Genomic DNA, 13924 nt, shown 5'->3' on the forward strand with positions numbered 1-13924 from the left:
TTCTTTTACCGTCTCTTTTTCACCCAACGATAACTCATTCCGATAAAAGTCATTCCTAATAAAATCGTCCCGACAAGGATCGGAAGTATGCTAACGCGGTCACCTGTTTTAGGTAAATTCTCTTTTTTTGTCGCTTCACTGGTTGCGTCTGTTTTACTAGAATCACTTGTATCTGTCGAATCTTTGGTTACGCTCGAATCCGTGGTGCTCGTTGAATCTTCTGTATTGGTTGCAGCTTCTGAGCTACTAGATTCGGTTGTACTTTCTGAATCTTTCGGTGTTTCGTCGTCTTCGGGCTTCTCATCGTCTTTTGCGAATTCGAATACTGGATACGCACTAGCCACTGAGGTATTGCCATCAAAAAAGGCACCGATTTGGATTGGCTGTTGACTGTCTTTGGCTTTATTTAATGATTCTTTCGCTGTTTTTGTTAGTGCCATTAAGCCATTTACATTAATACTACCATTTTCATAACGCCCAATGATGCCTTCTTCTGTATTCAATGATTGGAAGGCGTCTTCTTTAATTTGAACGCCTGATTGGTTAAAAGTCCCCGCTTTTTCAACGTTCCAATAATAATTCGAATCATTGATGACGTCACTTTCACTTTGCGTAATAAAGTTTAATTGCTCTTTAACGGAAGGCGCCCCTTTTGAACGGAAAGATAGAATCCCTTGCGCTAAAAAGGCTGTTGCCGTGTTGGAATTCGTGTAAAAAGCAACATTATAAGAACCATTATTAAAAGAAGTACTGCTAAAAACTTTGATATCTGGAGCACTATTGGAGTCAATTCCTTTGGCTAAGTTGTTAAAAGCCAAACTATTTTCTAAAATATGCCCTCCAGGTAAAGAGGAACCCCCCATTTTAAAGCCGTTACCATTCCCTTCGCGTTCAAGCGGATCGCCTGGGATAAAGCCGTTACCATACGCAACGGAGTTTTTAATTGTCACCGCTCCAATTGAACCGGTCTCGTTTTTGGCAAATAGATCCCAGCCATCGTCTGCATTATGATAAGCGATACAACCATCAAATAAATTGCCTTCGCCAACTGTTAACTTGGCCGCAAAACCATCGGCATCTTCAAATCCAAAGTCCGCGTTGTAATAAGAAGTACTATTTTTGATTTGATTATGCGCTGGCCATAGACTTGGAGATTCAGTAGATAAACCAGAAATCTGTAAGCCCGTATTCCCATTTCTATAAGTCTCAATATCTTCAAAAGTATTGTAACTACCTGAAATTTGAATGCCTTTTTGCATATCTTTTGTGTTGGTCACTTGAATATTTCGGACATTCCAATAATTTGCCCAATGAATAATCCCTGCACTATTTTGACCAAAATCAAAAATAGCAGGTTGATTGGCTTTTTCTGCAACAAGAGTAATTGGTTTTTCGGCGGTCCCATGGCTACTTCTTGGAATTTGAATTGGGGCCGTCATCGCATATGTACCACCTTGTAAAACAATTGTTTGGCCTGGTGCGGCAAAATTGACAGCTGTTTGAATATCAAGTGGTTTTGCCAATGTCCCATCACCGGTTGCTGCCCCTGTAGGAGTAACATAAATTGTATTTAATACTTGCTCTTTATAATGAACCGTTTGTTTTAATACTTGTGTTTCACTGTTTTCCATCGCTTGGTATTCTCCAGGAATAAAATCTGGGTTTGGCACAAACGTTGCTTCCAGTGGGTTTTCTCCCTCATTTAAAGCTAATTGATAAGAAAATACTTCATTTGCTACAACAGGTTGGTTTTCAAACAAAGTTGCCATCGTTGCGGTATTTCTTACACTGACCACACCATCCGCATTGGCTGTAAAAGTAAAATCATAACTTGAAGTACCAGTTGTTTGACTAGAAGTAATTTTTTGTTCCGGTGTAATCAACGTAATTGGACGTTCGTCAGCTGCTTCATCTTCCGCAGGATTTGAATAAGTCATCGTCATTTGACTCACGGTAATTGTCATATTTCGACTCGCTAGAAATCCAACAGAAAGATGATTTTCTTCTTGAATAAATAAGTCTTCCCAATCATACATTGTTTCTTGCCCTAAAATTTGTCCTTCCGGTCCATAATAGGTACAAATAAACCCTGTGTTCGTTTTTTGCATCCGAATATCAAAAGTCGTCAACATTTCAAAACCAGGTACAACTTGATCTAAGTCTTCTTCTGCATTGGGATTTGAACGATTGCCAAGCACATTATAAGTAGTACCAGCTAATTCATGGTCTTTGGCATAACTTTCAAAAGAATGATTTGCAATTTTAACACTTCCAGCAACTGGGCTATTATTAAAGATACCGGTTACCGTACGCGTGCCTAATCCTAATTTCATCGTATAACCGTCAGTTGAAAATTTTGTTCCTAAAAAAGAAAAGGAATTCGTAAAAGCAGAACTCCCCGCACTACTACCTAACGATGGCACATTATCACGAACCATCAAACCAAAACCTTCTTGTCCGTTAGTCATTTGCCAAGAATCAACGTGAATGGTTGCGCGTAAATCAAAGTTCTTTTCTTTAGGAACTTGGGTATAATAGTACGAAATTCCGTCACTTCCACTTGTTTGAATTTTACCACCATTTCCCGTACTACTAATTGTTACCGTAGAATCCGGATTGTAAGTAATACTATTTTTTGAGGCGGAAGCAGATTCTCCAAAGCGATCGAATTGCCAATCTTTTATTTCTTCATTAATTGTTTGAATCACTGGGATTTTTTGACTCTCGCTACTTTGCCCGTCACTTTCCGTTGTATCTGTTAACAAACTTGCGGCTGTTTCTTTGGAGCCTTCGACAAATGGTACGTGCTCCTCAAAAGAAGCACTCGTTTCATTTGGTTCTTGCTCTGTCGAGACATAAAATGAACCTTCTTCGCTCATACTGGTTGTACTTGTCGTATCTGCTAACGCTAAAATTGGATGAGATAATAACAGTGTTGCCATCAAAACAGAAACTTGTTTTTTCATTCATAATCCTCCACTAGATATTATTTTTTCCTCCCCTATTGATGCACACGTTAACATTTCGCCGGCCGTTAAATTGAAAACGCTCACATCACATAACTTATATTATACGATAGGCGGAAAAATAGTCAAGAATAAAAAAACAAGTCAAATTCAAAAACATCGAATTTGACTTGTTTCAATTGTTTTTCTTATTCTTCGTCTGAGCTAGCTTTCATTGGTGCGTTATAAGCTTCACGGTTAAACGTGCCATCCCATTTATCAACAACAATTGCTGATACCATTGAACCACAAACGTTTAACATGGTACGGCCCATATCAATAATTGGGTCAATTCCAAAAATCGCACCAATTGAAGAGATCGTATGACCGAAACCTAAACCGTTTAATGTTACGGTTGCTGCAACCGTTGCTGTTCCTGGAACACCAGCAATTCCGATTGAGCCTACTGTAACAACCACTACTACTAATACAAAGAATGAGAAGTTCATTTCTGTTCCAACAGCACCGGCAATTAAAGTACCTAACATTGCTGGGAAGACACCCGCACAACCGTTCATTCCAATTGATGTACCTAGTGTTCCAACAAAGTTCGCTGTCTCACCAGAAACACCCATTTCACCTTCTAATGTTTTCAATGTATATGGTAATGTCCCAACACTTGAACGAGAAGAAAACGCGAATAATAATGTTGTGAAAGCTTTTTTATAGAAAGTAACTGGGTTTGCCCCTACTCCGATTAAAATGACAACATAAACTAACATCATCAATATAACGCCTGTATAAAGAGCAGCAATAAAACCTAACATACCTAAAATTGATTGAATACCATTCGCAATGATTGTATTTGAAACTAAAGCAACTACCCCATAAGGCATTAATTTAATTACGTTTGTTAAAACTGAGTTAACCGTTACTTTTAATGATTCAAGTAACGTTACAAATGGAGCCACTTGATCTGGTTTTTTCACTTTCAAGAAACGAATCGCACTGGCAAACATTGCAGCGATAATTACAACTGAAACGATACTACCGTTGTCACCCATTACTTGAATAATGTTACTTGGAATTAAGTTTAAGAAAAACTCTGGGAAACTTTGTGCTGCTACTTGAGTCATACGGTCTGCTTTAGCTGCCGTTAAATCTGCAGCAAAACTTACACCTTGTAAATTAAATAATTTTACAACAAAAATACCGATTACTGATGAAATTGCAGTCGTACCTAATAATGTTACAAACGTACGACCCGTTAAACTCTTAATTCGATCACCTTGAACATCCACAACTACTTTAATGATTGATAAAAAGACAACCGGAATCGCTAATAATTGTACAAGTTTTAAGAATCCTGTTCCAATTAATCCGTACCAAACAGTGATTTCAGTACGCGCATGATCAATGAAGATTTGATTTGAACTACCAACTAAATCCAGTGCAATCCCTAACCCAAGACCAATAACTAAAGCAATAATCATGCGTTTTGAGAAACTTGTTCTTTTATCTTTTAAAACTTTCATAAAGCCTAAAGCTAAAACTAATAAAATAATGGCTGCTAAAGTAAATAAATTACTTACTTTCAAAAACTGGGTAAAAAATGGTGAATTAATCATCTTTACTCTTCTCCTTTATTTGGCTGTGTTTGCGGCCACGTTAATTGCTTCCCAAGTTGAAGCAAATGGTGGTGCATAAGCATAGTCGACAAATCCTAACTCTTTTGTGGTCATTCCTGCATGAATGGCCGTTGTTAACCCTGTTGCACGCAAGACGGTTTCGTTTTTACCGAATAATTGTGCACCGTATAACACGTGTGTCTTTGCATCATAAACTAATTTGATCATAATTTTTTCTTGGACCGTGTAATAATTTGAATGATTATTCGTTTCGATACAAGTTGTTTTATAATCTAAGCCTAAATTTTGGGCTTGTTTTTCTGTCAATCCTGTACTTGCTGCTTCATATTCGCCCGCTTTAATGGCACTTGAACCAAGCGCGCCAGCAAAAGCTTCCATTTCTTCTTTTGCAACAGCAATATTCGTACCAATGATTCGACCCATTTTGTTGGCAACCGTTGCAAGTGGTAAATAAACGTTCCCTGCTAAACGATGTGGAACGGTTGCACAATCGCCCGCTGCAAAAACATCTTCCACAGAAGTACGACCATAAGCATCAATCACAATTGCCCCATTACCTAACATTTCTAATTGACCTTTTAAAAAGCCTGTATTTGGTCTAAAACCAACCGCTACAATCACAACGTCTGCTGGGTACTCCCCTTTATCCGTCTTCACACTCGTCACAACGCCATCGGTTGTCACAAACGTTTGGGCGCGTTCTTCTAAATGGATGACCACACCTTCTGCTTCAACCGCTGTTTGTAGTTTCGCTGAGAATTCCGGGTCAAACGGGCCACCCATAATTGCTGTATCGGCTTCAATCAAATGAACTTTTTTGCCTTGAATAGCTAACTGATCAGCCACTTCCACGCCAATAAAGCCACCACCAATGACGACAACATTTTGAAATTCTGGTAAACGTGCTTTCAATTCGGCAACCGGTCCAGGTTTGGTAATCGTATAAACATTACTTGCATCAATTCCTGGAATCGGGGGTACAATTGGTTGCGCACCAGTTGCTAACATTAAACGATCATAGACTTTACTTTTGGTTTCTCCAGTAGTTAAATCTGTCATCGTCACTGTTTTGGTCGCAAAATCAACCGCCGTTACTTCATGTTCTAGCAAAATGTTAATCCCTGTTTTACGCATTTGCTCAGGGGTACGAGCGAACATTTCATTTTGGTCATCAAATTGATTCCCTAAATAATATGGTAAACCACAGGCACCAAAAGAAACAAATTTTTCTTTTTCAATAACAGTAACCACTGCTTCTTTATTTGTACGAACCGCTTTGGCCGCCACACTCATTCCTGCTGCGATTCCTCCAACAATGACAATTTCCACGTGATATCCTCCTTTATCTAATGATAATTCTATTGTACTCTTTATCAATTTTTTTGTGAAAAATTATCCCTTATAAATCACAAACTCTACTTCGACTAAAGCACCTTTAGGCAATTTGCTGACTTCAAAAGCTGAACGCGCTGGTAAAGTTGTTCCAAAGTAACGACCATAAATCTCGTTAAACGTCGCAAAGTTTTGGATATCAGATAAAAAACAAGTTGTTTTGACGATTTGATCAAAATTTGCTTCGCATTCTGTTAAGACTAATTGGATATTCTCCATGACTTGTTTTGCTTGATCCGTCATTTGATCTGAAGGGAAATTGCCTGTTTCACCATCCACGGGTAATTGTCCCGATACAAAAATGAAATCCCCTGCATGACGATACGTCGCATAAGGACCAACTGCTGTTGGTAATTTTGCCATATATTAAGCTCCTTTCTTCTTTCTCTCTTTCATTATCTTTCATTAATTTTATCTGTGTGATAAATTAATTTTATTAAGATAATATTTTACAACAAAAATTTACCACGTAATAAAAACGTTGTCAAACCTTTTTTTGTAATTTATTGAACATCTTGTTTTATTGTAATCTTATTCTAATCATAGCTATAATCGTTTTTGCAACCGTTTGTATGCTCAATAATTAACATTTTAAACGTTGTGTTAAAAGATGATAAAATATTATCACATTTTCTTGACAAGCGCTTTCGATGTATGTTATTTTCATTGTGAAAGTTTTTTATTTATTTGATAATTTATTTGCATTTTTATTACTTCGGAGGGATTTACATGAATATCAATACAAAACTCTTACACGGCTACCCTGTCATTTGCCCCGAAACCGGTGCTTCTTCAATTCCTAAATTTCAGGCGTCAACATTCCATCAAACAGACGTCTTTAACCACAAAGGCTATAACTATACTCGTTTTGGTAACCCAACGATCACAGCAGTCGAAGAATGTATTAAAGTCTTAGAGAACGCTCAATTTGGTCTCGCTTTTTCTTCTGGTATGGCGGCAATTAACGCGGTGTTATTTCTACTTTCAAAAGGCGACCACTTAATTTTAGGTAAAAACATTTATGGTGGTACTTTCCAGAGTATCAATGAATTTTTAATTCGTTTTGGCGTTGAAGTCACTTGGGTTGACGAATCCGATGTGAACGCTTGGGAAGCGGCAATCAAACCAAACACAAAAATGTTTTATTTAGAATCACCATCAAACCCATTGCTCACAATTACTGATTTAAAGGCTGTTACAGACGTTGCAAAAAAACACAATATTTTAACTGCCTGTGATAATACCTTTATGACTCCTTTAATTCAAGAAACATTGACTTTAGGCATTGATATTGTGATTCATTCTGGTACAAAATTCATTAATGGTCACAGCGATGTCATTGCTGGTCTTGTTGCGACGAATGATGAAACTTTATACAATCAATTAAAAATCCATCAAAAAGCACTTGGTGGCGTTTTAGCAGTGGAAGAAGCGTGGTTATTATTACGCGGCGTGAAAACAATGGGACTACGTATGGAAAAATCAATTACGAACGCCCAAAAAATCGCGGAATTTTTACAAACAAAAGAACAAGTGAAACAAGTTTACTACCCAGGTTTACCAACACACCCTGGTTATGAAATTCACCAAAAACAAGCCAAAAATGGCGGCGCGGTTCTTTCTTTTGAACTTGAAACGCAAGAACAAGTCGAACAATTCTTTAAAAAATGCCAAGTACCAATCGTAGCGGTTAGTCTAGGCGGCGTTGAATCGATTTTATCATTGCCATGGTTAATGTCACATGCGGCCATGCCGGAAGAAGAACGTCTAAAAACGGGTGTTACACCAACTTTAGTGCGCTTATCTTGTGGCATTGAAGATGTCGAAGATTTAATTGCTGATTTAGAACAAGCGCTAGAAAATAATGGATAAAACCAAAAAAACCGTTCAAATCCGAACGGTTTTTTCTTTTTTTATAAAAAAAGCATGAGGCCATTATAGAAATTAATTAACATCACTATGATAATCACACTTTGAAAAACAATAGTTACTTTATCTGTCGAAATCACACCACTTAAATGTGCACCTAAAAAACCACCCATCATGGCTGCTGGTATGATATAAAAAAGCATGGATAAATCAAAGTTCGCAAATCCTGTCGTGACAGCGATACTCACGAGCTTCGCCAATTGTGAAAAGAAAATGGTACAAATTGAGTAGACCGTTGCTTCCTTGATTGGAAAAGAAAACATCAGAACAAGTAAAGACACGTTAATCGGCCCACCGCCAATTCCTAGTAAACTTGCTAAAAAACCCAACGTTAAGCCACATAAAATATACCAGTACACTTGATGCATTGAAAAACTTTTCCACTGATAACGAGTATACAAGAAAGCAAAAAGCAAAGATAAAATGGTCAAACTAATTTGAATAAGCTTCGCCTGTTCTTCACTCGCAAAAAAACTTAAAAGCCAATCCAGAACGCTGTTACCCGCTACGCCTCCTAAAACGGCACCTAAAGAAACCCAACCTGCTAAATACCAATTAATTTGAATCCCATTTTTCACTTGGCGATACGTCGAAACAAGGGCCATGACAAAAACAGCCACTGCTGCATAAAATGAAATCGCCGCCACCGAATGAACGTCAATCAGGTCGAAAACCGGCTTAATTATAACGCCCCCACCCATCCCCGAAATCGCACCGATCGTGTTGGCAATGACAATGATGAAAAAGTAAAGAATTCCGATATACAAAGTACTCTCCTCCTCTTTTACGATTTTCGTATTCAAATCATACTAGCGATTTGAAACTTTGTGTTATCCATTCTTATTATACTGCATTTCTTCATAAGATTCGCCTTTAAAACAAAACCAACGAATTAATAAATAATAAAAAACTCTTTATTATAACAAGTCAAGAAATCAAATGCAAATTTGGTTTTGACATAAAACAGCGAAAAACGAAGAAAACAAGCGCTTTTAGCCATCGTTTGTGAAGTTGACTTTTCAACAACATTGTTCTATAAGCGTTTTGAACCAGACGATTCACAAAGAAATGTCAAAACGCCCCCTTCCAAGTCATTTTGGCGCATCTGGTAGCAAAACCAAGTCATTTTGGTCATTCGTTGGGTTATTCACTCGGATAACACGGCCTTTTCCAACACTTTTTCTTCATGAACGATGGCTATGCACTCGGGCTTTCGGCTTAAAAAGTAGGAAAAACGTTTAAGTAGGCGTTTTTTAGCTGAAAAAAACGAAAAATCAAAGAGCAATTCCCCCCCTCTATGTCATTTTACGTTCCTTGTTGCTTTTCCCTCTCTTCCATCACTTTTTTCAAAAAAGATATCTTCTACTAGCCATGTTATTTTCAGTTCGAGGTGAGTAGGATGTTTGCATATTTACTAGAAGAGACAGAACAAGTCATTTATCAGCTCGCATATTTATTTCAAAAGAAACCCACTTTTTCTTTTGAGCAAATTGCGCACGAGCTTGAAAAAAACACACGATCAATTGAACGTCACTTAACACTTTGGTTGACCAATGAACAAAACGCTGGCTATTTTCCCGTCATAATTCAACAAAAAAATTGTTTTTTAGCAGAATATTTTTCTCAACCAATCTCTTTAATTTTGTTTTTATACCAAGAAAATGAAACCTTTCAAATCCTGACTTATTTATTAGACTTTCCTTACTGCTCAATTGAAGAGTTAGGACAAGCTTTTTTTTGCAGTCGTTCTACTATTAAGCGAAGAATAAATAAGCTGAAATTGTTCTTAAGCGCGTTCCAATTAAACCTTTCTTTCCAGTACAAACCTATTTTATCTGGTTCAGAATTTAATTTGCGGCTTTTAGCACTTATTGTTGATTTAATTAACGATCCTCCTTTTGATTTCCATTCAAAAGAGGAACTCATTCAACGCATCGAATCGATTCAAGAAAAGCGAATTTCAGTCGGTTGCTCCTTCAATCAATTACCTTTTGCTCAACTTTTTGCAAAAGAAGAGCAAACAAACTACCAACTGAGCGAACGAGGTTGGCTCTACTTTTGGCAACAATTGTTAAAAAAAGAACCGATAAAAATAATCGAACAACTGGCGAACTATTTACCATTTTTCACACAAGAAGAATTAACAACTTGGCTCCAGCTATTCATGACCGCCACACCGTACACCTCAGCTTCGTTTTTTATCGCTGAAACAAGTGATGGTTAATGATTCTATAGATTATTACAATAATGGTCGTAGACAGTGGAATTTGAAAAAACTGGCACCGATTGATTATCGATACCAGCTAGTCGCCACATAATAGATTTTGGTTTCTTTTTGAATTATCCTTGACAGGGAGGATCACCTTACTTTAACATTAAGTTTTTTATTAAAAAAATGCATTCGAAAAGTACCGTTGGGCGCTAAAAAACAACAGCACCTCAAAACCAATTAACGGTGAGGTGCTGTTGTTGATCCATTGATTCATTAAACTTCCTTAACTACAATTTGTGCTTTTAACGCCGGCAAGTTTTCTACATTAATGTGACCTGTTTTTGCTTCTTGGGCGTTTAACATGCCGCAAACCATCGCATATTGCAAGATTTCTTCGTCATTTTTACCTTGATCAATCGCATAAGCTAAACCAGCAATCGTTGAATCACCGGAACCAACGGGATTTACGACGGCAATTTTAGGAATGGTCACTTGATAAAAACGGTTATGGTGTTTGACAAACGCACCTTTTGAACCTAAAGAGACTACGATCCACTCGACACCAGCAAACAAATCACTGCTAAGAACCGCTTTAAAATTGGGTAAATCCTCTAAAGAAAGCGTTTGGCCGACTAAATCAAAAATCTCTTCTGTGTTGGGTTTAATTAAGAACGGTTTGGTCGGACTTTCAAGGCTCGCTTTTAAACTCGCACCGGAAGTATCAAGTAAGACTTTTACGCCTTGTTCATACGCTTTAGCAATTAAATGACTGTAATAAGTCGTCGGGATGCCTTTTGCTAAGCTGCCTGATAAGGTGACCAAGTTGGCTTGTTTTAGTAACAAATCAAACTTCTCTTCAAATTGCGCCAATTCAATTTCACTTACATTCGGACCGGCTTCTAAGATTTCCGTTTGATGCCCATTATCATGTAAAATCGCAATTGAATTTCGTGTTTCGCCAGCAATCGCAGAAAAATCATGCGCAATGCCTTCTTGATCTAATTGCGTTTGGATAAACGCACCATGGTGACCTCCTAATAACCCCGTAGCGAGTACTTGTCCACTAAGCTCATGAACCACTCGTGTGACATTCAAACCTTTCCCACCAGCTGTTTTGCTCGTATTTACGACACGGTTTACCGTATCTAGCTTTAGCGTTTCTAACGGGTAAGAAATATCAATTGACGGATTCATTGTTACCGTAATAATCATGAATAAAATGGCTCCTTTATGTGTTTTCTTGGTGACGCACGTGTGTAATTTTATAGCGGAACTGATCGGCCCGTGCCACACTTAGCGTAAACTCGATAATTTCATTTTCAGTATTATAAGTGGTCCGCACGAGATTTAAAACGGGCGAGCCTTCTGGAATTTCAAGTTGAGCGGCATCTTTGGCTTTGGCAATACTTGCAAAAAACTCCTCGTTAGCAATTCGAATTTTTTGTTCAAAATCCTGTGAAAATAAATCATACAATGGTTTTTGTTCGAGCATTTCTTGTGTCAAAGTCATAAATTTTTTAACTGGTAAATAAGAACGCTCGACCATCATTGCCTGCCCATCTGCTGAACGGAGACGCTTTAATTTATATAACCTTTCACCTAGAGAAACAGACAATTGCGAGGCTAAATACTTGTTGGCCTCCACTACTTTGAATTCTAATATTTTTGTGATTGGTACTTTTCCAAGCGAAATCATTTGCTCGGTGAAGCTATAAGTTCCTGATAAATTCGTTGCCTGTTTGCTTAAATCAGAAACAAACGTCCCCTTCCCATGTTGGCGATAAATGTAACCTTGTTTTTCTAATTCTTGTAATGCCAAACGAACCGTTGTCCGGCTAAGTCCATAACGATTAGTCAAGTCTCTTTCTGATGGTAGCATGTCGTTTGCTTCCATTTCCATTTCAATTTTTTCTTTTAATAAATCAACTAATTGATTATAAAGCGGTTGTTTTTTCAATCCTTTTTCCATTTACCCACCTCATTTCTTCTTTTAACTGGTTACTACCACATCGTTAGATTACTATAGAAACAGACTTTTGTCAATTCTTAGCCAAAGTTTTCCTACATCATATTTATTTATCTTTCGCCTTTTCAAAAAAAAACTTCCATACAATTAAATAAGATTTTCTCCTATTTAATGTCTGCCGATTAAATCAAAAATTGAAACAGCGATGTTTGGCCTCAATATTTTAGATAATAAGTGCATGGCTTTTAATGGTAGAATATGGAAAATCATGAACTTTTATCAATATTGAAGGATTTTAATGTGTAATTCACTAAAACTTGAAACATAAAAAGTGCACACGAATCCCATGATATCAAGAAAATAACCCGATAATTTAGTTTCAAGCAACCAACTTCAACTGGTTTTGTGTTGCTTGAGGTAGTTTTTGGAGAAACTGGTCCATGATGTTATTTAAAGTTTCTTCAGAAAGCACCATTTCGTTCGCAAATACTTCTTTAAAAAGCTCGAGAAGTTGGCTGATTGCTTCTGAAAAACTGATATCTGATAATTCTTCAATCATCAAATAAAATAACTCGCCCATCGTTCGTTCATCGGTTTGTTCACGGTGTTGGACAGCCAAAATAAGGTAACTAACGGCGACTGTAATCGTATGCGCAAAAATTCCGTCATAAGAAAGTCCTTGATACTTGGACAAACGAAGGTGTTGTTTACAGATTTTAAAATAAACCTCAATTGCCCAGCGTTTCCCATATAACTGAATGATTTCATCTTCACTCAAAGAAATATCAGTGGTTGCTAGGACGAGATAATCATTGCGCTTATTCCGGTTTCTTACGTACACAAGTTTAATTGGCAGTACTTGACCATCCATTTCAGACTCAACAGAAACAGAAAGCAGATATCTTGAACGACCTCTTCGTTTTTTCTCTGTTTGAAAAATGGTTTTAACATCAACCCACTCACCATGGTATCGATAATAAACTTTCTTTGAGCGTTTAAGCATACATACGGCATGAAGCTTCATCTTGTGTAGCGCATGAAACATTTTTGGACTTGAAAACCAAGAATCAAACAAGACATAGTTGGCTGTTATTCCTTCTTTTAGAGCCGCTTGAAGAAGCTCAACTAGGACATCGGTACCTTTTCGTTGTGCCTGCGCTTTTCTTCTTCCAGAATGGGTGCGATGATCAACTTTCCCTGCTTCACGGACTTTCTTACTTGAAGATAACAGGCTAAAAGCAACGGGTAAAAAGGTATTGCCGTCACTCCAGCCAAGTTGAAGAAAACGAAAGCCTTTCTTATTTTTATGGTTGGCGTGATCGTATTGCCAACCGCAAAGCTCGACATTTTTCGCGTTTAATCGCTCATACATGGAGTCATCTACAATAAACACTTCTTTACGGTCCTCATTTGTCAAAGGGCGGATAAAACCGATGACACTTTTGGACAAAAGAATCAAAAAGCGTTGCCAGTTGATTTTTCCATTATTTAGTAGATTACGAAACGTCTTATCTGAAAAGCTTAAATCATCATGGTGGAGTTGGAAATCACGAAAAGCAGAACGATTCGAAAAAATGGTCGTCACAAGGTAGCTAAAAAGAACGAGAAAGGGCACTCCTTTTGATTTTTGTGCATTCGATTTCTTTGCAATCATTGATAAATTAAATCGTTTAAAAAAAATATCAATTGATGATGAAATTTCATTTTTAGGTAAGTTGTAAAATGAAGTGCATACAAAAATAAATAGAAAAAAGTCATGTCGATACGTTATACTTATTAGCGACTAAACCAAAGTATAGGAGTGTATCGACATGACCAAAGACAATTTTAC

At 37.4% G+C, this 13924-nt stretch carries 11 protein-coding genes; 3 read left to right on the plus strand and 8 right to left on the minus strand.

Features of this window, described 5'->3' with window-relative positions:
* Nucleotides 1-5: 5 nt before the first annotated feature.
* The 4 genes from JOD14_RS06355 to JOD14_RS06370 all read right to left on the minus strand — a co-directional run bounded on the left by JOD14_RS06355 (nt 6) and on the right by JOD14_RS06370 (nt 6349).
* A complete protein-coding gene (locus tag JOD14_RS06355) occupies nt 6-2966 on the minus strand; it encodes a right-handed parallel beta-helix repeat-containing protein (RefSeq protein WP_204654003.1) in 2961 nt (986 codons plus the stop codon).
* A 188-nt stretch (nt 2967-3154) separates the two neighbouring features.
* Nucleotides 3155-4573 carry a cation:dicarboxylate symporter family transporter gene (locus JOD14_RS06360; protein WP_204654004.1) on the minus strand — a complete coding sequence of 473 codons (1419 nt, stop codon included), beginning with the start codon at nt 4571-4573 and terminating at the stop codon, nt 3155-3157.
* A 15-nt stretch (nt 4574-4588) separates the two neighbouring features.
* The gene (locus JOD14_RS06365) at nt 4589-5923 is read right to left on the minus strand and encodes a CoA-disulfide reductase (protein WP_204654005.1); all 1335 of its coding nucleotides are present in this window, start codon (nt 5921-5923) and stop codon (nt 4589-4591) included.
* Nucleotides 5924-5986: 63 nt separating this feature from the next.
* Nucleotides 5987-6349, minus strand: a complete 363-nt coding sequence (locus JOD14_RS06370; RefSeq protein ID WP_204654006.1) for a Rid family detoxifying hydrolase — start codon at nt 6347-6349, stop codon at nt 5987-5989.
* Nucleotides 6350-6715: 366 nt separating this feature from the next.
* On the opposite strand from JOD14_RS06370, the gene JOD14_RS06375 reads away from it, so the two are divergent.
* The gene (locus tag JOD14_RS06375) at nt 6716-7858 is read left to right on the plus strand and encodes a trans-sulfuration enzyme family protein (protein ID WP_204654007.1); all 1143 of its coding nucleotides are present in this window, start codon (nt 6716-6718) and stop codon (nt 7856-7858) included.
* A 41-nt stretch (nt 7859-7899) separates the two neighbouring features.
* On the opposite strand, the gene JOD14_RS06380 is transcribed toward JOD14_RS06375, so the two are convergent.
* The gene (locus JOD14_RS06380) at nt 7900-8682 is read right to left on the minus strand and encodes a sulfite exporter TauE/SafE family protein (RefSeq protein ID WP_204654008.1); all 783 of its coding nucleotides are present in this window, start codon (nt 8680-8682) and stop codon (nt 7900-7902) included.
* Nucleotides 8683-9314: 632 nt separating this feature from the next.
* On the opposite strand from JOD14_RS06380, the gene JOD14_RS06385 reads away from it, so the two are divergent.
* Both JOD14_RS06385 and JOD14_RS13620 read left to right on the plus strand, forming a co-directional pair.
* A complete protein-coding gene (locus tag JOD14_RS06385; RefSeq protein ID WP_204654009.1) occupies nt 9315-10139 on the plus strand; it encodes a helix-turn-helix domain-containing protein in 825 nt (274 codons plus the stop codon).
* Nucleotides 10132-10233: an IS3 family transposase gene (locus JOD14_RS13620; RefSeq protein WP_204654010.1), complete on the plus strand. Its 102-nt coding sequence runs from the start codon at nt 10132-10134 to the stop codon at nt 10231-10233. The genes JOD14_RS06385 and JOD14_RS13620 overlap by 8 nt, the downstream gene beginning before the upstream one ends.
* Before the next feature lie 167 nt (nt 10234-10400).
* Here the strand turns inward: JOD14_RS13620 and lacC are convergent, their stop codons facing one another.
* From lacC to JOD14_RS06405, 3 genes are all read right to left on the minus strand, one after another.
* The gene (gene lacC, locus JOD14_RS06395) at nt 10401-11339 is read right to left on the minus strand and encodes a tagatose-6-phosphate kinase (RefSeq protein WP_204654011.1); all 939 of its coding nucleotides are present in this window, start codon (nt 11337-11339) and stop codon (nt 10401-10403) included.
* A 16-nt stretch (nt 11340-11355) separates the two neighbouring features.
* The gene (locus JOD14_RS06400) at nt 11356-12096 is read right to left on the minus strand and encodes a GntR family transcriptional regulator (RefSeq protein ID WP_204654012.1); all 741 of its coding nucleotides are present in this window, start codon (nt 12094-12096) and stop codon (nt 11356-11358) included.
* Between the two features lie 376 nt (nt 12097-12472).
* The gene (locus JOD14_RS06405; protein WP_420827552.1) at nt 12473-13834 is read right to left on the minus strand and encodes an IS4 family transposase; all 1362 of its coding nucleotides are present in this window, start codon (nt 13832-13834) and stop codon (nt 12473-12475) included.
* Nucleotides 13835-13924 lie beyond the last annotated feature (90 nt).

Source organism: Enterococcus lemanii (assembly GCF_016909125.1).
Lineage (GTDB): Bacteria > Bacillota > Bacilli > Lactobacillales > Enterococcaceae > Enterococcus_I > Enterococcus_I lemanii.

Coding starts and splice junctions, on each gene's coding strand:
- JOD14_RS06375 (WP_204654007.1), top strand. CDS start 6,716: ATGAATATCAATACAAAACTCTTACACGGCTACCCTGTCATTTGCCCC.
- JOD14_RS06360 (WP_204654004.1), bottom strand. CDS start 4,573: ATGATTAATTCACCATTTTTTACCCAGTTTTTGAAAGTAAGTAATTTA.
- JOD14_RS06385 (WP_204654009.1), top strand. CDS start 9,315: ATGTTTGCATATTTACTAGAAGAGACAGAACAAGTCATTTATCAGCTC.
- JOD14_RS13620 (WP_204654010.1), top strand. CDS start 10,132: ATGGTTAATGATTCTATAGATTATTACAATAATGGTCGTAGACAGTGG.
- JOD14_RS06370 (WP_204654006.1), bottom strand. CDS start 6,349: ATGGCAAAATTACCAACAGCAGTTGGTCCTTATGCGACGTATCGTCAT.
- JOD14_RS06355 (WP_204654003.1), bottom strand. CDS start 2,966: ATGAAAAAACAAGTTTCTGTTTTGATGGCAACACTGTTATTATCTCAT.
- JOD14_RS06400 (WP_204654012.1), bottom strand. CDS start 12,096: ATGGAAAAAGGATTGAAAAAACAACCGCTTTATAATCAATTAGTTGAT.
- lacC (WP_204654011.1), bottom strand. CDS start 11,339: ATGATTATTACGGTAACAATGAATCCGTCAATTGATATTTCTTACCCG.